At 33.7% G+C, this 21,861-nt stretch carries 24 protein-coding genes and 1 tRNA gene; 14 read left to right on the top strand and 11 right to left on the bottom strand.

The features are described from left to right. Positions 1-3 precede the first annotated feature (3 nt). The 7 genes from RM538_RS07065 to RM538_RS07035 all read left to right on the top strand — a co-directional run bounded on the left by RM538_RS07065 (position 4) and on the right by RM538_RS07035 (position 8,320). Positions 4-1,242, top strand: a complete 1,239-nt coding sequence (locus tag RM538_RS07065; protein WP_311332708.1) for an FtsW/RodA/SpoVE family cell cycle protein — start codon at positions 4-6, stop codon at positions 1,240-1,242. Positions 1,243-1,322: 80 nt separating this feature from the next. Next, positions 1,323-2,351, top strand: coding sequence for an undecaprenyldiphospho-muramoylpentapeptide beta-N-acetylglucosaminyltransferase (gene murG / locus RM538_RS07060; RefSeq protein WP_432279798.1), 1,029 nt, complete (start codon positions 1,323-1,325; stop codon positions 2,349-2,351). Then, on the top strand, positions 2,351-3,700 hold the full coding sequence (gene murC / locus RM538_RS07055) for a UDP-N-acetylmuramate--L-alanine ligase (RefSeq protein ID WP_311332859.1): 1,350 nt from the start codon (positions 2,351-2,353) through the stop codon (positions 3,698-3,700). The genes murG and murC overlap by 1 nt, the downstream gene beginning before the upstream one ends. After that, a complete protein-coding gene (locus tag RM538_RS07050) occupies positions 3,693-4,406 on the top strand; it encodes a cell division protein FtsQ/DivIB (protein ID WP_311332707.1) in 714 nt (237 codons plus the stop codon). Before murC ends, RM538_RS07050 begins: the two co-directional genes overlap by 8 nt. Positions 4,407-4,410: 4 nt before the next feature. After that, a complete protein-coding gene (gene ftsA, locus RM538_RS07045) occupies positions 4,411-5,736 on the top strand; it encodes a cell division protein FtsA (protein WP_311332706.1) in 1,326 nt (441 codons plus the stop codon). Between the two features lie 52 nt (positions 5,737-5,788). After that, positions 5,789-7,819 (top strand): cell division protein FtsZ, encoded by a 2,031-nt coding sequence (gene ftsZ / locus RM538_RS07040; RefSeq protein WP_311332705.1) that lies wholly within the window; start codon positions 5,789-5,791, stop codon positions 7,817-7,819. Positions 7,820-7,924: 105 nt separating this feature from the next. Then, positions 7,925-8,320: a hypothetical protein gene (locus tag RM538_RS07035; protein ID WP_311332704.1), complete on the top strand. Its 396-nt coding sequence runs from the start codon at positions 7,925-7,927 to the stop codon at positions 8,318-8,320. A 49-nt stretch (positions 8,321-8,369) separates the two neighbouring features. On the opposite strand, the gene RM538_RS07030 is transcribed toward RM538_RS07035, so the two are convergent. Together RM538_RS07030 and RM538_RS07025 are read right to left on the bottom strand one after the other, a co-directional pair. Next, positions 8,370-8,443 (bottom strand) — tRNA-Arg (locus RM538_RS07030). 30 nt (positions 8,444-8,473) lie between these two features. After that, positions 8,474-8,923: a GatB/YqeY domain-containing protein gene (locus tag RM538_RS07025; RefSeq protein ID WP_311332703.1), complete on the bottom strand. Its 450-nt coding sequence runs from the start codon at positions 8,921-8,923 to the stop codon at positions 8,474-8,476. A gap of 99 nt (positions 8,924-9,022) precedes the next feature. Between RM538_RS07025 and RM538_RS07020 the strand changes: the two genes are divergently transcribed. From RM538_RS07020 to RM538_RS07010, 3 genes are all read left to right on the top strand, one after another. Beyond that, positions 9,023-9,553, top strand: coding sequence for a DUF8685 domain-containing protein (locus tag RM538_RS07020; protein ID WP_311332702.1), 531 nt, complete (start codon positions 9,023-9,025; stop codon positions 9,551-9,553). 11 nt (positions 9,554-9,564) lie between these two features. Continuing rightward, positions 9,565-10,275, top strand: coding sequence for a Bax inhibitor-1/YccA family protein (locus RM538_RS07015; protein ID WP_311332701.1), 711 nt, complete (start codon positions 9,565-9,567; stop codon positions 10,273-10,275). A 91-nt stretch (positions 10,276-10,366) separates the two neighbouring features. Then, complete coding sequence (locus RM538_RS07010; protein WP_311332700.1) at positions 10,367-11,200, top strand: zinc-dependent peptidase; 834 nt, start codon at positions 10,367-10,369, stop codon at positions 11,198-11,200. Here the strand turns inward: RM538_RS07010 and RM538_RS07005 are convergent. The 7 genes from RM538_RS07005 to RM538_RS06975 all read right to left on the bottom strand — a co-directional run bounded on the left by RM538_RS07005 (position 11,197) and on the right by RM538_RS06975 (position 17,637). After that, positions 11,197-12,159: a YpdA family putative bacillithiol disulfide reductase gene (locus tag RM538_RS07005; RefSeq protein WP_311332699.1), complete on the bottom strand. Its 963-nt coding sequence runs from the start codon at positions 12,157-12,159 to the stop codon at positions 11,197-11,199. The genes RM538_RS07010 and RM538_RS07005 overlap by 4 nt on opposite strands. 63 nt (positions 12,160-12,222) lie before the next feature. Beyond that, positions 12,223-12,882, bottom strand: a complete 660-nt coding sequence (gene rpe / locus RM538_RS07000) for a ribulose-phosphate 3-epimerase (protein ID WP_311332698.1) — start codon at positions 12,880-12,882, stop codon at positions 12,223-12,225. A 174-nt stretch (positions 12,883-13,056) separates the two neighbouring features. Further along, the gene (locus RM538_RS06995; protein ID WP_311332697.1) at positions 13,057-13,920 is read right to left on the bottom strand and encodes a sigma-70 family RNA polymerase sigma factor; all 864 of its coding nucleotides are present in this window, start codon (positions 13,918-13,920) and stop codon (positions 13,057-13,059) included. A 183-nt stretch (positions 13,921-14,103) separates the two neighbouring features. Continuing rightward, positions 14,104-15,303: a glutamate-5-semialdehyde dehydrogenase gene (locus RM538_RS06990; RefSeq protein ID WP_311332696.1), complete on the bottom strand. Its 1,200-nt coding sequence runs from the start codon at positions 15,301-15,303 to the stop codon at positions 14,104-14,106. Positions 15,304-15,319: 16 nt separating this feature from the next. Then, on the bottom strand, positions 15,320-16,090 hold the full coding sequence (proB, locus tag RM538_RS06985; protein WP_311332695.1) for a glutamate 5-kinase: 771 nt from the start codon (positions 16,088-16,090) through the stop codon (positions 15,320-15,322). Between the two features lie 20 nt (positions 16,091-16,110). Beyond that, positions 16,111-16,911, bottom strand: a complete 801-nt coding sequence (gene proC, locus RM538_RS06980) for a pyrroline-5-carboxylate reductase (RefSeq protein WP_311332694.1) — start codon at positions 16,909-16,911, stop codon at positions 16,111-16,113. Between the two features lie 267 nt (positions 16,912-17,178). Further along, entirely contained in the window at positions 17,179-17,637 is a 459-nt protein-coding gene (locus RM538_RS06975) for a hypothetical protein (RefSeq protein WP_311332693.1), read from the bottom strand. A gap of 95 nt (positions 17,638-17,732) precedes the next feature. On the opposite strand from RM538_RS06975, the gene RM538_RS06970 reads away from it, so the two are divergent. Together RM538_RS06970 and RM538_RS06965 are read left to right on the top strand one after the other, a co-directional pair. Further along, on the top strand, positions 17,733-18,665 hold the full coding sequence (locus tag RM538_RS06970) for a peptidylprolyl isomerase (protein WP_311332692.1): 933 nt from the start codon (positions 17,733-17,735) through the stop codon (positions 18,663-18,665). A gap of 68 nt (positions 18,666-18,733) precedes the next feature. Beyond that, a complete protein-coding gene (locus tag RM538_RS06965; protein WP_311332691.1) occupies positions 18,734-19,261 on the top strand; it encodes a YfiT family bacillithiol transferase in 528 nt (175 codons plus the stop codon). Positions 19,262-19,373: 112 nt separating this feature from the next. Here RM538_RS06965 and RM538_RS06960 read toward each other — a convergent pair whose 3' ends face one another. Further along, positions 19,374-19,928, bottom strand: a complete 555-nt coding sequence (locus RM538_RS06960; RefSeq protein WP_311332690.1) for a thioredoxin family protein — start codon at positions 19,926-19,928, stop codon at positions 19,374-19,376. Between the two features lie 104 nt (positions 19,929-20,032). On the opposite strand from RM538_RS06960, the gene RM538_RS06955 reads away from it, so the two are divergent. Next, on the top strand, positions 20,033-20,344 hold the full coding sequence (locus tag RM538_RS06955; RefSeq protein WP_311332689.1) for a phosphoribosylpyrophosphate synthetase: 312 nt from the start codon (positions 20,033-20,035) through the stop codon (positions 20,342-20,344). After that, on the top strand, positions 20,334-20,672 hold the full coding sequence (locus RM538_RS06950; protein ID WP_432279797.1) for a tRNA-binding protein: 339 nt from the start codon (positions 20,334-20,336) through the stop codon (positions 20,670-20,672). The genes RM538_RS06955 and RM538_RS06950 overlap by 11 nt, the downstream gene beginning before the upstream one ends. On the opposite strand, the gene RM538_RS06945 is transcribed toward RM538_RS06950, so the two are convergent. Next, a complete protein-coding gene (locus RM538_RS06945) occupies positions 20,673-21,839 on the bottom strand; it encodes an MFS transporter (protein WP_311332857.1) in 1,167 nt (388 codons plus the stop codon). Between the last annotated feature and the right edge of the window lie 22 nt (positions 21,840-21,861).

The following is a 21,861-nucleotide window of genomic DNA, read 5'->3' as shown; positions in this document are numbered from 1 at the left end:
TAAGTGAGAACCGTTTTTCAAAATATTAAAGGAGATAAAGCCATTTGGGCTGTTGCAGCTTTATTGGCATTATTCTCTTTTTTACCTGTGTATAGTGCTAGTAGTAATTTAGCATACTTATATGGAGATGGAAGTACACTTCCATTTCTGTTAAAGCATTTTGCACACCTTTTGTTAGGCTTTGCTATTTTGTACGGTGTTCACAAAATACCTTATCATTACTTTAAAGGCTTATCTGTAATAGCCCTTCCCATTGTTATTATTTTATTAGTTATGACCCTTGCGCAGGGTACAACTATAGAGGGTGCTAATGCAAGTAGATGGATTAGAATTCCGTTTGTTGGAATTGGTTTTCAAACATCAACCTTAGCAGCTGTGGTGTTATTAACTTATGTTGCAAGATACCTTTCAAAGATTAAAGATAAGATTGAGTATGATGCTTCTTCTGGCTTTTCATTACTCTCAAAACCTAAAAACCTAAGCTTTAAAGAAACACTTGTACCACTTTGGTTGCCGGTATTCTTAATATTAGGACTTATACTTCCTGCTAACTTCTCTACAACAGCAATTATATTTTTAATGGTGGTAATAGTTGTTTTTGTTGGTGGATATCCATTACGGTATTTAGGAATCATTTTAGGCGTTGGGTTATTATTGTTAACGTTATTTATACTTACTGCAAAAGCATTTCCTGGAGTATTCCCAAATAGAGTTGATACATGGATTAGCAGAGTAGAGAACTTTACAGATAAAAAAGATACTGATGCAGATTACCAAATAGAAAAGGCGAAGATTGCAATTGCCTCTGGAGGTATTGCAGGATTAGGACCGGGAAAAAGTATTCAAAAAAACTTTTTACCACAATCTTCTTCAGATTTTATCTATGCTATTATTGTTGAAGAGTTTGGCTTAGTTGGAGCATTGTTTTTACTATTCTTATACATGCTCTTGTTGTTTAGGTTAGTAATTGTAGCCTATAAAGCAAGTTCCTTTTTTGGAAAACTGCTAGTTATTGGAGTTGGGCTGCCAATAGTATTTCAAGCATTAATAAACATGGCAGTAGCAGTAGAGTTATTTCCAGTAACTGGTCAAACCCTGCCTTTAATTAGTAGTGGGGGTACCTCAATCTGGATGACCTGTTTGGCATTAGGAATGGTATTAAGTGTAAGTGCAAAAAGAGAAGTGATTTTAAAAGAAGAGCAAGAAGAAAATCCTTTAGATATTTTATCTCAAACTATTTAAAAAAAGAAAGTATCAAAACAAAAAAAACATACAGGTTTATTATTAGTGGTGGAGGCACAGGAGGTCATATTTATCCTGCTGTGGCTATTGCAAATGAGCTAAAAAGTAGATTCCCCAAAGCAAAATTTTTGTTTGTTGGAGCCAAAGACCGTATGGAAATGGAAAAAGTGCCACAAGCTGGATATAAAATAAAAGGACTTTGGATTTCGGGATTGCAGCGTAGTCTCAACCTAAAAAATCTTATGTTTCCATTTAAGTTGGCATCAAGTTTACTAAAGTCTATTGGCATTATAAGAGAATTTAAACCAGATGTTGCAATAGGTACAGGTGGTTACGCAAGTGCACCTTTATTGCGAGTTGCTTCTAATAAAAAAATACCTTGTGTATTACAAGAGCAGAATAGTCATGCAGGAATTACAAATAAATGGTTGGCAGGTAAGGCAAGTAAAATTTGTGTAGCATATGATGGGATGGAAGCCTTTTTTCCTTCTGAAAAAATAATACAAACAGGAAACCCAGTTCGACAAGACTTATTGGAAATAGATAGTAAAAGAGAAGAGGCGCAACAATTTTTCAACTTAGACCCAAAGAAAAAAACAGTTTTAGTTTTAGGAGGAAGCTTAGGAGCAAGAAAAATTAATGAACTTATTAATTTTTCGCTTGGAATGTTTTTAAAACATAATATTCAAGTTATTTGGCAATGTGGGAAGCTGTATCAAGATACTTATTCTAATAAAAGCTCAGGGCTAATACAGGTGCATCCTTTTTTAAACCGAATGGATTTAGCATATGCAGCTTCAGATTTTATAATTTCTAGAGCAGGAGCACTTTCAGTTTCTGAGGTTTGTATTGTTGGAAAGCCAGTAATTTTTATTCCCTCTCCTAATGTTGCCGAAGATCACCAAACCAAAAATGCGTTGGCGTTATCGTCAAAGAATGCTGCAATTTTGCTAAAAGAAAGCGATGCCGATGCCAACTTTGAGAAGACATTTCTTCATGTTTTTAATAATGAAAATTTACAAGAAACACTTTCAAAAAATATCAAAGCATTAGCAAAACCTAATGCTACAAAAGAAATTGTAGACGAAATACAAAAACTATTAATTTGATTGAATTAGAAAACATACAAAACATCTACTTTGTTGGCATTGGCGGCATAGGCATGAGTGCCTTGGCTCGTTATTGCAAATTGCAAGGTAAAAACGTGTATGGCTATGATAAAACTCCAACCAAACTAACAAAGGCATTAATTTCAGAAGGTATTTTAGTTTCGTTTATAGATAATTCAGAAGACGTTGTTTCTTTACTTTTAGAAAAAGAAGTGACTCAAATTGTTTATACGCCTGCAATCCCAGAGTCTAATAATATTTTAAACTTCTTTATTTCAAAAGGGTTTTCAGTTGTAAAAAGAGCTAAGTTGTTAGGTGAGATAACTAGGAATACTACTTGTTTGGCAGTTGCAGGAACACATGGAAAAACAACAACTTCGGCAATTTTAGGACATTTGCTGGTTGCTTGTAATATGCCTGTAACAGCTTTTTTAGGTGGTATTGCAGAAAATTACAATTCAAACTTTATTTCTAATGGAACTTCTATTACAGTTGTCGAAGCAGATGAGTTTGATAGATCTTTCTTAACCCTAAATCCAGATATTGCGTGCATAACATCTATGGATGCAGACCATTTAGATATCTATGAAACTAATCACTCTATTGAAGATGCTTTTGTAGAATTTTCAAAATTAGTTCCAAAAAAGGAAAATGTATTGTACAAAAAAGGACTACCACTCCAAGGGCAGTCTGTGGCTGTTTTAGAACCAGCAGATTTTGAAGCTCAAAATGTACGTATAGAAAACGGCGGATATGTTTTTGATCTAAAAACTCCGAAAACAACCTTAAAGGATTTGCAATTTTACTTGCATGGACACCATAACCTCTCCAATGCTATCACAGCTTTGGGTATGGCAATTTTAGTAGGATCCCCACCTAATTGCCTTCCTAAAGCTTTATCAACTTTTAAAGGAGTACAACGTCGTTTTTCATATAAAATTAAAAGAAATGATTTAGTATTAATAGATGACTACGCACATCATCCTACTGAGATTGACGCGCTCTATCAAGCAGTAGCAGAAATGTACCCTGAAGATAAAAAAGTAATTGTTTTTCAACCACATTTATATACTAGAACCAGAGATTTTATTGATGGATTTGCTAAAAGCTTAAGTCAATTTGATGAAGTCTTATTATTGGATATTTATCCTGCTCGGGAAGAACCTATTGAAGGTGTAGATTCACAGCTTTTATTGCAAAAAATAACTGCAAAAAAACAATTGATTACTAAAGAAGAAATTTTACCAAAATTGCAGTCTTCTTCTGCTAGAATTAAACTGCTCGTAGGAGCAGGTGATATTGGAGAAGAAGTTTCTAAAATCAGTAAAAAACTAAGCAAAAATGGGTAAGTGGAATTACATAAAAATAGTTTTATTGCTGGGCTTGTTAGTCTTTTTATTTGGTTTTGCAAATAAGAGAAATCAAGCAAGAAACCTTACTAAAATAGATATTAAATTTCAAGGTGAGACACCTCCTTTTATTACCCTTGAAGCGGTTAATAAATTGTTAATACAAAATCAAGGTAGCGTTACGAACGTCAACAAAGAAACTTTAGTTTTGAAAGAGATGGAATCCCGATTATTGAAAAATCCAATGATTAGGGATGCCGACGTGTTTATAACAGTTGATGGTGTGTTAGGGGCAAAAATTGAGCAACGGAAACCTATTGCTAGAGTTGCTTCCTCGACAGATTTTTACCTTGACTTTGACGGAAAGAAGATGCCTTTGTCAAATGTATATAGCGCAAGAGTACCATTAATTACTGGTTCATCTAATACGGATTTTGAAGCCTTAATGCCCCTCCTTTTAAAGGTTAATGATGATTCTTTTATGAAAAGCATCGTTGTAGGACTAGAGGTTTTTAAAAATGGAACAGTACACCTTAGATTAAGGAAAAACGATTTAAAGGTAGAATTTGGTAACACAAAAGCTATAGATAAAAAGTTTCAAAACTTTAAGGCGTTCTATAAAAAAATGAAAGAAGATAAAAAACTGAGCTTGTATAAAAAAGTGAACCTCACTTATGGAAATCAAGTAGTAGCCACAAAAAAGTAAAACTATGGACAATGAGAACATAGCTGTTGGATTGGATATTGGAACCACCAAGATTGTTGCCATGATTGGTAAAAAGAACGAGTATGGCAAAATGGAAATTTTGGGTATTGGTAAGTCCAAAAGTTTAGGAGTACATAGAGGTGTTGTAAATAACATTACTCAAACTATTCAATCAATACAACAAGCCGTGCAAGATGCAGAGTCATCTTCGGGAATGAAAATAGAAGATGTTGTAGTAGGAATAGCAGGGCAACACATACGTAGCCTGCAGCATAGCGATTACATTACTAGGGCAAATAGTGATGAGGTAATAAATGAAGAGGATATTGACCGTTTATGTAATCAAGTTCACAAATTGGTCATGCTCCCAGGAGAAGAGATTATTCATGTACTTCCACAGGATTTTAAAGTAGATGGGCAAGCAGAGATAAAAGAACCTATAGGTATGTATGGCGGTAGGTTAGAAGCAAACTTTCATGTTGTAGTTGGTCAAGTAGCTTCTATAAAAAACATTGGTCGTTGTGTAAAAAGTGCCAATCTTGAGTTATCAGGTATTACACTAGAGCCTTTAGCTTCTTCTAATGCTGTTTTAAGCCAAGAAGAAAAAGAAGCTGGTGTTGCTTTAATTGATATAGGTGGTGGTACTACAGACCTAGCAATTTTTAAGGATGGAATTATTAGGCATACAGCTGTAATTCCGTTTGGTGGAAATGTGATTACTGAAGACATAAAAGAAGGGTGTAGCATTATAGAAAAGCAAGCAGAATTATTAAAAATAAAATTTGGTTCTGCGTGGCCCGGAGAGAATAAAGACAATGAGATAGTATCTATCCCCGGATTAAGAGGAAGAGAGCCTAAGGAAATTACCTTAAAAAATCTTTCAAAAATTATTCATGCTAGAGTAGTAGAGATTATTGAACAGGTGTATCTAGAGATTAAAAACTATGGTCATGAAGAACAAAAGAAAAAACTAATTGCTGGAATTGTATTAACAGGAGGGGGTTCTCAATTAAAGCACTTAAAACAATTAGTAGAGTATATCACAGGAATGGATACTAGAATTGGATATCCTAATGAGCACCTTGCTGGCGATAGCGATAGTGAAACAACAAGTCCAATGTATGCTACTGCTGTTGGACTGGTGCTTAATAGTTTGGAAAATTCATCAAAAGCTAAAATAAAAGTAGCTAGTGAAGAAAATGAGAGTGTAGAAGATGAAGAAATTATAGAAAAGGAAGAGACTTCTGGAACTGAAAAACCCAAAGAAAGCAAACGCTTTTTCGATAAATGGGCAGAAAAGTTTAAAGAGTTTTTAGATAATGCAGAGTAAATAAAAGATCAGTCAAAAAAATAAAATATAAACCTCACATAAAAGAAAAGATATGAGCAGCAACACAGAATTTGATAACATATCGTTCGATTTGCCCAAAAATCAATCTAATGTCATAAAGGTCATTGGAGTTGGTGGGGGCGGAAGCAATGCAATTAACCACATGTTTAATCAAGGAATTAAAGGTGTAGATTTTGTTATTTGCAACACAGACGCACAAGCACTAGAAAATAGTGGAGTGCCTATTAAAATCCAGTTAGGAGTGTCACTTACCGAAGGTCTTGGAGCAGGTGCTAACCCTATGATTGGGGAGCAATCTGCTGTAGAGAGTATGGAGGAGATTAAACGCATGCTTACTACCAATACCAAGATGATTTTTATTACCGCTGGTATGGGTGGTGGTACAGGAACTGGTGCAGCACCAATTATTGCCAAGATGGCAAAGGAGTTGGATATTTTAACAGTTGGTATTGTGACAATACCTTTCCAGTTTGAAGGAAAAATGAGAGGTGAACAAGCTCAAATTGGTGTAGAAAAATTACGTCAAAATTGTGATTCACTAATTGTAATTAACAACAATAAATTACGTGAGGTATATGGTAATTTAGGGTTTAAAGCAGGTTTCTCTAAAGCAGATGAAGTCTTAGCCACGGCTGCTCGTGGTATTGCAGAAGTTATTACACATCATTATACGCAAAACATTGACTTGCGTGACGCTAAAACAGTTTTAGCAAATAGTGGTACTGCTATTATGGGTAGTGCTAATTCAAGTGGGGCAAACAGAGCACATGAGGCAATTTCAAAAGCATTAGACTCTCCTTTATTAAATGATAATAAAATTACTGGAGCCAAAAATGTATTGTTGCTTATTGTTTCTGGTACCGAAGAAATTACTATCGATGAGATAGGTGAAATTAGTGATCACATTCAGGTTGAAGCTGGACACGGAGCGAATATTATAATGGGTGTTGGTGAAGATGAAAGCCTAGAAGGTGCTATATCTATTACGGTTATTGCAACTGGTTTTGATGCAGAACAACAAGACGATATCGTGAATACAGAAACTAAAAAGATTATTCACACACTTGAAGAAGAGCAAAAAGCAGAGCAAGACTTATCAGTAAAACAAGGAGCTACTAAAGTTACATTGCCTACAATAGATGAAACTCCAAAAAGGGAAGAAAAACCTATTATTAAACACACGCTTTTTGAAGAAGAAGTAGAAGAGGCATTACCTCCAATTACTCCTAAAGCAAAAACAAAAGAAGTTCCTTTTGAAGGATATATTGAAACATCAGAGTTACTGAAAAATATTAATGTAACCTATGATACAATTGATATTCATCATGTAGCAGAATTTGAACAATTAAGAATTAACGAAATTGATGTAAACGATTTTGTAATTGTTTCTCCAAAAACGAAAGAAGCCGAAATTGTTTCAGAAGCAGAACCTGAAGAAATCAATACTACTCAAGAAGAACCTGAAGAAGAACAAATGTTAATGTTTGATATGCCAGTTAGCACTTCATCTTCAGAAACACCTTCTGCCAAGAAGTATCAATTAGAAGAGGAAACAATGGAAGATGAAGTTGTGACCTCAAATATTGAGGATATTGAGGTAAAAGAACATGTAGAAGTTGTACCAATTACCGAAAATACTAAAGAAGGTACAAAACGTTACAGTCTTGATGATTATCAAGAGGAAGAGGACAGGTTGCTTAATGCAAAGCCAAAAACAGTTGAAACTGCTGAAGAAGAAATTGTTTTCGAAACCAAAACAATAGAGCCACTCGAAGATGAAAAAACAGAAGAAGAAACCGATCCAATGAATGCACCTATCTCAAAGTTACTGAAGGATAGAGCAGAGGAACGAAGAAAGAAAATGAAAGATTATAATTACAAGTTTAGAAATAGTGCTTCAAAGATTGATGATTTAGAAAATCAACCAGCCTACAAGCGCTTAGGTATTGATTTGGATGCTCCTAAAACAGACTCAAACATTTCTAGAACTTCTGTAAATACAGATGATGACGATGTAGATTTACGCAGTAATAACTCTTTTTTACATGATAATGTAGATTAATTGTGCTTTAAAAGCTTAGTTTTTAAACCTGTATCTAGTGGTACAGGTTTTTTTATGGAAAAGAAATTAATTGTACATTTAAGAGAAAATTTTAAAAACGCTGTTATGAGAAATTTTATACTTGGCTTTGTATTTATTGTTTTTGCTATTGGAGTGCAAGCTCAAAAAGACAATACAATTACAACCTTCGAACAAATTAACGTAGTAAATAATCATGTAGAAGAAGCTAAATATTACTACCAGAATAACTGGAAAGTATTACGTGACATGGCATTAGAAAAAGAGTATATAGATTCTTACAATTTGTTGTTTTCTGAAGAAGGAGAAGTCCCTCACTTTATTTTACTAACTAGTTATAAAAACAAAGAACAATTTGATTCTCGTGAATCTCATTTCTCTGAACTAATTGCATCTCTTGGAGATTTAAAACTATTGAACGATATACAGCCAAGTGATTTTAGGAAATCTGTTTTTGGTAGCGAGGCAATGATAGTATTATAGCTTTAAAAAAAGCAAGTTTGTAATTTTACTTGCTTTTTTTAATTATTAGTGACCGCGGAGGGATTCAAACCCCCAACCCTCAGAGCCGAAATCTGATGCGCTATTCAGTTGCGCCACGCGGCCATTAAAATACTTTTACTTTTTTAGAGAAGCTTAAATTAGTTTGCTCTTTACAAGTGTAGAAATGGTTTTACCATCTGCACGACCTGCTGTTTTACCAGATACTATGCCCATTACTTTTCCCATATCTGCCATAGATGAAGCTCCAGTTTGCGCGATAACATCTTCTACAATTTTTTCTAACTCTTCTTCACTTAACTGTGCTGGCAAAAATTGCTCTATAACTGCCGCCTCTGCTATTTCTGGTTCAGCTAAATCTGCTCTCCCTTGTTCATTATAAATTGCAGCACTATCCTTACGTTGTTTTACCAATTTTTGTAATAATTTAAGCTCTTGTGCTTCAGTTAATTCTTCTTTTGCTCCACTTTCGGTTTGTGCTAAAAGTATGGCAGATTTTACTGCTCTTAATGCCTGTAATGCTTTACTATTCTTTTCTTTCATTGCTACTTTCATAGCATCCATTACCTTTTTTTGTAAACTCATATATTGTAATTTTAAGACCCCCAAATATAGGTATTCTAAAAAAAGCTTCGGATAGAAAAACAAAAAAGTGTAATTTCACTTTTCAGAAAAATTAATGAAATGAAAAAGTTATTAGGCATAGGTTCAAGAATTGAACATTCAGAATTTGGAAAGGGTGTAGTGACCAACGTAGATGCTAAAATGTATTGGGTTACGTTTATAGATAATGGGTTGGAGACAATACCATTAGATGACGATTTTGAAATTATTGAAGCTTCAGATGATGACCTTGATACTGTTAGCTTTTATGAGGTAGAGCAAAGCCTACGGAGCATTTTAAAAAAATGGAGTGATATTACCGAAATTGTTCCCATTGCAGATAAATACAAAGGAGGTACTATGGTATTGCGCCCTAAAGATGCTAACCTTTCAATAAAAGAAATCCCTATCGATACTTTTTTCCATAAAATTGTGATGCTTCGTGACAGGCTTCGTGTTATGGAACAAAAAATTAATAGTAGTAAAGTGTTAGAAGAACAAGACAAGATAGATTTACAACAATACATTACTCGTTGTTATGGAAGTTTAACTACCTTTAATGTTCTTTTTAAAAACAACTCACAACAATTTAAAGGCGATAGCTCAAAATAATAATAATATCTATGGAAGAATTACAAACACCTGTTTTAGAACCAAAAGTAGCAGCATTAACTAGCGAAGCTCGTATCACTTTTTACCGCAAAACTTATACACACTTAACATTATCTGTATTGTTATTTATTTTGGTTGAAATGATTTTCTTTCAAATAGAGCCACTTATAAACTTTGCGCTATCACTTACGCAAGGTTGGACATGGTTATTACTTTTAGGAGGATTTATGTTTGCAACAAATTATGCCGAAAAAATGGCATTAGAAACTCAAGATAAAAACAGACAATACTTGGCATTACTTCTTTTTGTAGTTGCTGAAGCGTTTATCTTTATTCCACTTCTCTACATCGCTATCTCCTATATTGGTGATGGTGGATTACATACTATAAGTCAAGCGGGGATAATGACAGGAGCTCTATTTGTGGGCTTATCTGCAGTAACTATAATGACAAAAAAGGACTTCTCTTTTTTACGGTCTGGGTTAACAATTGCTGGTTTTATAGCTATTGGACTTATTGTTGCTGGTACATTGTTTGGCTTTAATTTAGGGCTTTGGTTTAGTGTAGGGATGATAGCATTAGCATCAGGTTCTATTCTATATCAAACTTCAAATATGGTTCATAAATACCAAGAGGACCAATATGTCGCGGCGTCTCTTGGATTGTTTGGAGCATTAATGTTATTGTTCTGGTATATACTAAGTATTTTCTCAAGGGACTAAATAGCACACTTTTTTAAAGATAGAAGCGTTAGTATGCGTATAGTTGTCCTTTTATAAATTTAACTATATTGCATATCCCAAATTTTAAATAATGTTTCTACTACAACCCAATAATGATATTGCATGGTTAGCGCCTTATGCTTATGCGGTTGTATTAGTTGGTTTTCTTTTATTTTTATTCAGGATTTTTGAGAATTGGTTCGCAGATAGATACAATAGACCATTAGTGCGCCACTACCTTACATTTAAAAAAGTATCAACTACTCAAAAAACGATACTAGAAGATGAGTTTTCATTTTACAAAAAACTCTCCCCTAAATTTAAAAGACAGTTTGAGCATAGAGTTGCTAGTTTTATTAATAGTAAAAAGTTTGTTGGTAGAGATGGAGTAGAGATTACAGATAGGATGAAAGTACTAATCGCTGCCATTGGTTGCATGTTGAGTTTTGGTAGAAAACACTATTTGTATAGTCTTATAGATTATATTTTAATTTATCCAGACTCCTTTTATAGTACAGCAAATGAAGAGTATCATGTTGGAGAATTTAATCCTGCTGGAAAGGCATTAGTGCTTTCGTGGAAAGCCTTTGAAGAAGGTTATAAAATCACTAATGATAATCTAAACCTTGGTATTCATGAATTTATGCATGCAATGCAACTTGAGTCTAAACAAAGTAGAGATATAGACTCTACAAGGTTTGCAAAGCAGTTTCAAAATATTTTAAAACGACTTACAAAACAGGAAGTAAAAGATAAACTTGACGAAACAAGATACTTTAGAGAATATGCTTTTACCAATCAGTATGAGTTTATGGCAGTATTGGCCGAATATTTTATAGAATCTCCAAGAGAATTTAATGGTCACTTCCCGGTATTATATAACCACACAAAAAAATTATTAAATTTTAATTTTGCTGGGTATTAAAGACTTTTTGAAATATGTTCTGCAATGAGATCTGCATGAATTCTAGAGTTCTCAATAAACCATTTATGAGTTTCATCACCGCCACAAATTACACCAGCTAGATACATACCTGCCACATTACTTTCCATAGTTTCAGCATTATAGATGGGTCTATTTTTTTCTTCTGAAAGTGTAATACCTAGTTTTTGTAAAAATTTGAAGTTAGGTTGATATCCTGTAAGCGCAACCACAAAGTCATTAACTAAGGTTTTTGTTCCATTTGGTGTTTTAATAATAACTTCTTTTTCTTTAATAGAAGTGATTTCAGAATTAAAAAATGCTTTAATGCTACCTTCTTCAATTCTGTTAATGATATCTGGTCTAACCCAATATTTTACACGTTCCCCAATAGCTTTTCCGCGAACTACCATTGTTACGTCCCCGCCTTTTCTCCATATTTCGAGTGCAGCGTCTACAGCACTATTACTTGCACCGACTACTATTGTTTTTTGTAAAATGTAAGGATGTGCTTCTTTGTAATAGTGACTCACTTTTGGAAGCTCTTCTCCTGGAACGTTAAGTAATTTTGGTAAATCATAAAACCCAGTACTTATAATTACCTTTTTAGCATTGTAGCGTTGTTTTTCTGAAGTAATGAGGAAGTTTTCTTCTTTTATTACATCTATTACTTTTTCGTATAGATTAATGTTAAGTTGATTTGAAGTTACTACTCTCCGGTAATACTCTAATGCTTCATCTCTATTAGGCTTGGGGTTATTGCTTATAAATGGAATGGTATCAATTTCAAGCTTTTCCGAAGTAGAAAAAAAACGCATATTTAAGGGATAGTTGTAAAGTGAATTGGTTAGCGTGCCTTTTTCTAAAACCACATAATCTATCCCTCTTTTTTTACAGGCTAAAGCACAAGCAATTCCTATAGGACCTGCACCTATAATTATTACCTCTTTTTCTACAATCATTGTACAAAGATACAAAAGGCTATACTTAAAGTTTACAAAGAACTATGCCTTAAATTTGGGTAATTAGCTTAGTAAATTCTTTAGATTTGCTATTGTTTTCGGTGGGTTTTCTGAACCAAAAACATAACTCCCTGCTACCAATACATCGGCACCAGCATCAGCTAGTTGTTTTGCGTTTTTATTAGTAACGCCACCATCAATTTCAATTTTGGTTGTAGCCCCCTTTTTGTTTATCAATTCTTTAAGGGCTTTTACTTTATTATAGGTGTTCTCTATAAAGCTTTGTCCTCCAAAACCAGGATTTACACTCATAAGGCATACTAAGTCTATATCTTGAATGGTATCTTCTAAAACTGAAATATTTGTGTGTGGATTTAAAGCCACACCTGCTTGCATTCCTTCTGCTTTGATAGCTTGAAGCGTTCTATGTAGGTGTGTGCAGGCTTCATAATGAACTGTCAAAACATTAGAGCCCAAATCTGCAAATGTTTTAATGTATCTATCGGGGTCTACAATCATCAAATGAACATCAATTGTCTTGTTAGCGTGTTTTGATATAGCTTTTAAAACAGGCATTCCAAATGAAATATTAGGAACAAATACACCATCCATAATATCTATATGAAACCAGTCTGCTTCACTTTTATTAACCATTTCTATATCTCTTTGTAGGTTAGCAAAGTCTGCTGCTAAAATGGAAGGTGCTACTAGGGTTGCGCTCATAATGAATGTGATAGTTTGTGTAAAATTACATAAATATTGGACAAAAATTCACCTTATTAAACTAAACTCTTTTATGTAAAGAAAAAACCTCCGGTAATCAGCCGGAGGTCATTCATCAATCAAAAAACGAACAGTATGATATATACTGTAAGTTGCCGTAATTAGGATGTATTATTATCCTAAATATGTTTTTAAGATTTTACTACGTGAAGTATGCTTTAATCTTCGTATTGCTTTTTCTTTAATTTGGCGAACACGTTCTCTCGTTAAATCAAAAGTTTCACCAATTTCCTCTAGAGTCATTGGGTGTTGATCGCCTAGACCAAAGTATAATCTAATTACATCTGCTTCACGTGGGGTTAACGTTTCTAGTGCTCTTTCAATCTCAGTACGTAGTGACTCATGTAATAAGCTACGATCTGGATTTGGAGATTCACCACTACGTAATACATCGTAGAGGTTAGAATCTTCACCTTCTACAAGCGGTGCATCCATAGATACGTGACGACCAGAGTTTTTCATAGACTCTTTAACGTCGTTAATTGTCATGTCTAATTCCTTCGCAATTTCTTCAGCCGAAGGTGGACGCTCATGTGCTTGCTCTAGAAAAGCAAATGTTTTATTTATCTTATTAATACTACCAATCTTATTGAGTGGTAAACGTACTATACGTGACTGTTCTGCCAATGCTTGAAGGATAGACTGTCTAATCCACCATACTGCATAGGAAATAAATTTAAAACCACGGGTTTCGTCAAAACGTTGTGCGGCTTTAATAAGGCCAAGGTTTCCTTCGTTAATTAAATCTGGGAGTGTTAACCCTTGATTTTGATATTGCTTTGCTACCGAAACTACGAAACGTAAATTAGCTTTTGTGAGTTTTTCAAGGGCGCGTTGATCCCCGGCCTTAATCTTTTGTGCTAATTCTACCTCTTCGTCTGCAGTAATTAAGTCAACTTTTCCAATTTCTTGAAGGTACTTGTCCAATGAAGCAGTTTCCCTATTGGTAACCTGCTTGGTAATTTTAAGTTGTCTCATCTATTAATTGCTAAGATTTGAGTGTGTTACTTCTTATATATAGTTATACGTAAATGATCAAGAAAAGGTTACAAAAAAGTAAATAAAAATTAAACAAACTTATTTTTAAAGTAGGTTTTGAGATTATTTATAAGAGGAAACCTTCTATATATGTTACTAGAAAGTTCCCTCATATATACTTAATTACACTCTTATTTGTCCATCTCCGTAAACATAATATTTATTGGTAACAAGTTGCTTTAGCCCTAGAGGGCCACGGTGGTGAAGTTTATCTGTACTAATTGCTAATTCTGCACCTACTCCCATTTGACCCCCATCTGTAAAACGAGTTGAGGCGTTGTGATAAACTGCTGCGCTATCTACATGCTCCATAAATTTATGTGCAGCAGTTTTACTTTTAGTCATAATAGAGCTAGAGTGTCCACCACTATATGTATTTATTTTATCTATAGCCTCTTCCATGTCTTCTACAGCACCAATTGCAATTTTTAGTGCTAAAAATTCTTCATGCCACGTCTTTTGGGTTGTAATTTCTTCTTTATCTTTTAATACTTCTTTAACTTGCTTATCTACTAGCATTGTAACGTTTAAAGCTTCTAATGTTTTAGATAAATCTGCTAACTTTTGCTCATATTTAGCACATCTTTTATCTATTAACACTTTATCTAGGGCATTACAACCAGAAATTTTATCGGTTTTAGCATTTACAATAACTTGTAATGTTTTTTCCCAATTTGCTTCAGGGTGGATATATAAAAAATTATTTCCTCTACCACTTACCAATACTGCACAAGAAGCATTTTCTTTAACAAATTTAATTAAGAGTTCCCCACCTCTTGGAACAATTAAATCTAATGGTTCACTTGGGTTTTTTAGAAACTCTTGTGTCTCACTTCTATTTAGCTGAAGCATTTTTATCCAACTAGTTTCAAGGTCATTTTCTTTTAATGCTTTATGCCAGCAATCTACCAGTACTTTATTGCTGTTAAAAGCCTCTTTCCCACCTTTTAGTAAGATTTTATTATTGGCTTTAAATGCTAAGACGGCTGCCTCAATAGTAACATCTGGTCTAGATTCATATATTATTAGAATTGTTCCAAAAGGAGCTGTCTTATTAATAATGTTTAATCCATTATCTAATTTCTTATTAGATATTTCTCGACTTACAGGATCGTCTTGACTTTTAACTTCATTAATGGCCTTTATCATACCATCAATTTTCTCATTATTTACAACAAGTCTATCATATAATGCTTGGTCATCTTTATTAAATGCTTCAAGGTCTTTTTTATTTGCTTTGAGTATCTCGTCTCTATTGTTTTCTATAATTTTTATCATAGAAGCCAATACTTCATTTTTAATTTCTTTATCTAATAATTCCATAGTGTTTATTGTTTATTTATGCGAAAAACTTTGTTCCTACTTTTTTTCCTTCTAGAATATCTATAATGATATTCTCTCTTTTACCATTTGCTATATAGGTAGGTATATTTTTTTTAGCAGATTGTTTTGCAATTTTTAATTTTGATTTCATTCCCCCACGTCCCTCTCCTTCACTCTTATTTGTTTTTTGGACGTACTTTTCCACATCTTGTTTGTAATGTACTTTTTCTAATTTTTCAGAATCATCATCTTGGGGATGACCTGTATAAAGTCCATCTGTATCTGTTAGTAGAATTAAAGTATCTGCATGTATTAATTCTGCAACAAGACTTGCAAGTTCATCATTGTCACTAAACATGGACATTGTGATGGAAACTGCATCATCTTCATTTGCAATTGGTACAATACCTTCATTCAATAACCCTTCGTAACAGTTTATCATATTTTCACGATGTTTTCCTGGGTCAAAATCTCTTTTTGTTGCAAGAACTTGTGCACATCGCATACCGTGATTGTGAAATAGACTGTAGTAGTGTCGCATCATACGTGGTTGTCCAACCGAAGAGTAAATTTGCCTTCTTATTGAACTATCTGTAGCACTACATTCGCCAAGAACTTCTTTTCCTGCTATAGCAGAACCAGAAGATACTAAAACTGGTGTGATGTCATTTTCATATAATACTGCTATCTGTCGTACTAATTCATTGAGGATAGGTCCTACTATTCGATTGTCTCTATTTGTCATTACGTTGGTTCCTACTTTTATAACCACTCGTCTTTTACTCATATCTTAGTTTGTAATTATTTTTATTTTCCGAGCTCTGTGGCTCTGTTAAATGCTGCATAGGCAGCTTCTTTAATTAACTCTTTTACGTTGTTATCCTCCATAGAATCTAGAGCAGCTTGTGTAGTACCTCCTTTAGATGCTACTCGTTCCATCCAGCTTTCTGGAGATAAACTTGACTCATTAAATAAGGTGACAGCACCTTCAAAAGTTTGTGATACTAGTACTTTTGAATCGTTTTCTGAAAACCCCATTTTTAGAGCAGCTTCTAGCATAGACTGCATAAAGTAAAAAACGTAGGCAGGGCCACTACCAGAAATACCTGTAGAGGCATTAATAAAATTCTCATTTTCTACATGAATTGCTTCTCCTGTAGTGTCAAGAAGATTTCTAATCATTAAGAGTTCTACTCTTGTAACTTCTCTGGCTTCTGTGAAAGAAGTAACCCCTTTGCCAACTTTTGCAGGGAGGTTAGGCATTGTTCTAATTACTTTTTTAACACCAAGCCCTTGCTGTATAGACTCAATGGTGATACCAGCCATTAGTGAAACAATTATTTGTTCTTGGTTAATATGCTTTTTAATAGTGGTAAAGAGTTCTTCACTATGATATGGCTTTACTGCTAAGAATATTACGTCAGATTTTGGAACGCAATCTTCAATTTTTGTAAAAATATCAAAGTAAGATACTTTGCTTAACTCTTGTGTTTTTTCCTTAGAAATATCATAAATCATAATATTTCTTCGATTGAGGTAGGGAGATTTTGCCATGCCTTCTGCGTAGGTTAATCCCATATTACCAGCCCCAATGACTAATACTTTCATATACTGGTTGTTTTATTTAGCTATATATCCGCAAGGACTATGCGGGAATGCCATATAGAATGAGAATAAGCAAGTGCTAAGCTCTTATTATGTTTTTAGCCTAGTAATACTTGGGTTTGCCAGCATTTATTAACCTTGTGTTAATTAATAATTATAGTGTGCAGAAATGACATGCTTTGTATAAATAACAGAATTTACTGCTATTATGGCATAAAATGCACTAGAAGTTACGATATGCCAAATTTGTAATTTTATCTATGACTGGTCTTATTTTATACGCTCCTCAACAATTGCCCAAGTATCCCAGATACTAGCTAGCTTTTTATTGAATACAATACTATCATTACTCTTTTCGAGTTCTTTAAATAAATCATGCATCTCACCTCGTAAGTCAGGGTAATTGTCTGTTACAGGTATCATTGCATCCCAAGCTTCTATATGGCTGTTAAAAGCTTTCGTAAAATCTTGTGGGCAGTTTTCAAAATCTAACGCTTTCATGCCAGCAACATATGTTTTTATGGTTTCAGAAAGAGATACTGTTTCACATAAGGTATTACGTTCTTTACCTAGCTTACTATCTGCATCAAGTATTTTTGTAATACATTTTTTTTCTGAAACCTCTTCTATTTGCTCTTTTGTAGTATTAATTTCAGTAACCTCATTTTTGCTTTTTTGCTTACAACTAGCTATAGACAGGATGAAAAAGAAGACTATTATATTTTTCATTGATGAACAGTTTATGATTGCCACTTAAAGATATACAATATTGTGTATCCTCGCAACTTAGCTTATTTTTGCACTTCAATTTAAAAAAAAGAAAAATGCAAGACGGTATATATGCAAAAATCACTACTGAAAAAGGAGAGATTTTAGGAAAACTAACCTATGATAAAACACCTGGAACAGTAGGTAATTTTGTGGCTTTAGCCGAAGGAAATTTGGAGAACGAAGCAAAACCACAAGGGAAACCTTATTATGATGGCTTAAAATTTCATAGAGTAATCCCTGATTTTATGATTCAAGGTGGGGACCCAGCAGGCACAGGCGCTGGAGGACCTGGGTATAAATTTGATGATGAGTTTCACCCAGATTTAAAACATGATCGCCCTGGAGTTTTTTCTATGGCAAACGCAGGACCAGGAACAAATGGAAGCCAGTTTTTTATTACACACGTTCCAACAGATTGGCTAGATAACAAACATACCGTATTTGGTTTTGTAGTTGAAGGGCAAGATACAGTAGATAGCATTGCTCAAGGAGACACTATGCAAAAGGTTGAAATTATTAGAGTAGGAGATGAAGCACGAAAATGGAATGCTGTAGAAAGCTTTAGACAATTTAATGGAGCCAAGGCAGAGAGAGAAGCTGCAGCAAAAAAAGAAGCAGAAGAAGCTTTAAAAGAACTAACTGCAGGTTTTGAAAAAACGGAAAGTGGGTTGCATTATCAAATTATTCAAAAAGGAGAGGGTGCCTCTCCAGAAAAAGGTCAAAATGTAGCGGTACATTACAAAGGTATGTTTGCAGATGGTGGGGTGTTTGATTCTTCATACAAAAGAGGGAATCCAATTGAGTTTCCTGTAGGAAAGGGAAATGTAATTGCTGGATGGGATGAAGGAATCCAATTATTAAAAGTTGGTGACAAGGCACGATTTGTAATTCCATCGCACTTAGCATATGGAGAGCAAGGAGCCGGAGGTGTAATCCCTCCTAATGCTACTTTAATATTTGATGTAGAATTAATGAAAGTTTCATAGTTTACAACTTGTTAAGAAGTTACTAGTAAAAACGCCTTTATTATAAAGGCGTTTTTTAATTTTATACTATGAATATAGAAGATTTAAAATACCCAATTGGGAAGTTTACTCCCCCTAAAGACATAAATGAAAAAGAGATACAAGAGGCAATTACTATCTTAGAAATCTTTCCTGAAAAGTTTGGTGACTTAGTAAGAAATCTTGATGACAAAAGTCTAGACACGACTTATAGACCAGAAGGTTGGACAATTAGGCAAGTAGTGCATCATGTAGCAGATAGCCACCATCATAGTTATATTCGTTTTAAATGGGCGCTTTCTGAAGATAACCCAAAAATAAAAGCTTACAATCAAGAGGAATGGTCAACTATAAAAGAAACCTATAACCTTCCAGTTGCTTGGTCGCTTACACATATTGAAGTAGTGCATCACAAAATTGTGAATTTACTACGTCAGTTTGATGAAAACGATTGGAATACAACTTTTATTCACCCTGAAAATGGTGAAACAAGTCTAAAAAAGAATGCGTTACTTTATGCTTGGCATAGTATGCATCATTACTCTCATATTGCAAATGCTTTAGAGCGAATGAAATAATCCCGGTTGCCTTTTTACTATAACTTTCTTAGTTTTTTCATGGTATATATTTTCAATAAATTTTAGCATGAAAAGAAATAAAGGTATTGGATAGAAGTAATAACTTTTATTATTATTTCCATTTTATATTACAACCAATACTAGGTTTTTGGTTTTCCCTTTGTTTATTATTATTAAGAACATTATCTAATGCCTCTCTAAGATCTCGACCATTTACTGGTATCCCATTTCCAGGTCTAGAGTTGTCAAGCTGTCCTCTATATATAAGTTTACTATCTGCATCAAATAAATAAAAATCTGGAGTACAAGCAGCATCATACTCTTTTGCAACTTTTTGGGTTTCGTCAAAAAGGTAAGGGAACGTATAATTGTGTTTTACAGCATTTTTGTGCATTTCTGCAGGGCCATCTTGCGGATATTTTTCAATATCGTTACTGCTAATAGCAACAAACCCAAACCCTAATACTCTATAATCATTAGCCAGACGGACAATTTCTTCATTTACATGTTTTACAAATGGACAATGATTACAAATAAACATCACAACAGTTCCTTTTTCTCCAAGCACATCTTTTAATGAAACAAATTCATTTGTAACTGTATCAATAAGTGTAAAGTCTGGAGCCTTAGTGCCTAAGGGAAGCATATTTGAAGGAGTAAGAGCCATATTAAGTTTTATAGATAAGTAGCATTAGTTTTTATAAAGTTACAACTATTAAAGTATTTATAAATGTTTGCTACTTTCTTCAATCTATATTAATTTTAGATATTATGGAAAAATCATACCAATCACTATCAGTAGCAATTAAAGCATTACAAGAAGAGGGATATACTGAAGATTTTAACCTCGTAGAAGAAGGAATAGAATCAAAATCTCTAAAAAAAACATGGAAAGCAGGTGACTGCAAGGTAATTAAACATTATCGTTTTGAAGGGATGAGTAGTACGGACGATAACTCAATCTTGTATGTTATAGAAACTGTTAATGGTAAAAAAGGACTTCTTGTAGATAGTTATGGAGTTTACCAAGGTTCTATTTCCCCAGAAATGATAAAAAAACTCAGGATAGACTATGATGAATGAAATATCATGGAAAGAGTTTGAAAAAATTGAAATGCGGGTTGGGACTATTATAGAAGCTCAACCATTTCCTGAAGCCATTAATCCAGCCTACAAACTATTAATAGATTTTGGGGCTGAAATTGGTGTCAAAAAATCTTCAGCACAAATAACAGGATTATATAAGCTTGAGGAGCTTATTGGGAAGCAAGTAATTTCTGTTATTAACTTTCCGAAGAAACAAATTGGTCCTTTAATGAGTGAGTGTTTAGTACTAGGAGCTGTTAACGAAAAAGATGTAACGCTACTTTCGGTTGATAAGCCTGTTGCAAATGGGTTGCGAATTCTCTAATTATTTATTTCTGAAAAGATAAAACAACCCAATAATAGGTCCTACGGCTAAGAAGCTGTATAAATGGGTAGGAATTAAGTAAACGGTACCAGCAATTTTTTCCATAAAAAAACCTTGATTTAAAAAATGTGTTAGCAATTGTATGCTTATAATAGTAATTGCGAATCCAATACAATTTACTATGGTTAAGGCAGAGCCCCTAACTTCTTGAGATGCATTTTTTGCTATTAATGTCGAAAAAAGTGGTGAGTCTGCAATAACAAAAAAGCCCCATATTAATAAGAAAATTAAGAACAATTCTTTAGGCAAGTTAAAAACCACAGAAGATAACAAACAACAAGTTGTTGAAGTTAATAATGCAATAGTTGCCAGTTTTTTTGTAGAAAAACGGCTAGAAAGTTTTCCAAAGACAACACAACCTACACTTCCTATAGCAATCACAGTAAAAGACCAAAACGAGGTTGATAAAGGTTGCTCTTTAAAATTAATATAATTGTAGGTTTCAATAATAATTGGAATAAAAAACCAAAAAGCATATAACTCCCACATATGCCCAAAATATCCAATGGCAGCAATTTTAAACTTTTTGTTTTTAAAAACTTTAAAAAGTACATTGACTTTTAATGGCTTTCCTTTTTTTCTGAAAGGACCATCGGGAATAAGTATATAAACTAATACCCCTCCCAAACTCGCTAAGATAGAAGTGCAAATTATAACCCACTTCCATGAAAACGAAACAAATGTAAATTGTAAGAAATGGGGTAATGCTGTTCCTAAAACCAAAGCTCCAACTAAAAAGCCTAGTGATTTACCCAAAGAACTATCATAATAATCTGCTGCTATTTTCATCCCTACAGGATAAATGCCTGCTAAGAAAAAACCAGTTAAAAAACGTATTAATAGTAATGTTGTAATTGTGTTTTCAGGAAAAAGTGTAATTAGGTTTATCGAACTAGCCAATATAGCAGAGAAAAAGAATACTTTAGAAGGCGAAAATCTATCTGCAATTGTAAGCAAAGCATATACTAAAGTTCCTATAATAAAACCAAATTGTACAGCAGCACTTAAATTGCCTATATCGCCTTCAGAAAGTTGAAAATTGACGATTAAATTTTCTAAAACCGAATTTCCTGCAAACCATAAAGAAGTGCAAAAAAACTGCGAAATAATAATAACTGGAAGTATGCGC

The organism is Patiriisocius hiemis, assembly GCF_031846325.1.
GTDB lineage: Bacteria > Bacteroidota > Bacteroidia > Flavobacteriales > Flavobacteriaceae > Patiriisocius_A > Patiriisocius_A hiemis.
The sequence above is the reverse complement of the archived record's forward strand: the minus strand, read 5'-3'. Positions and strand labels throughout refer to the sequence as shown.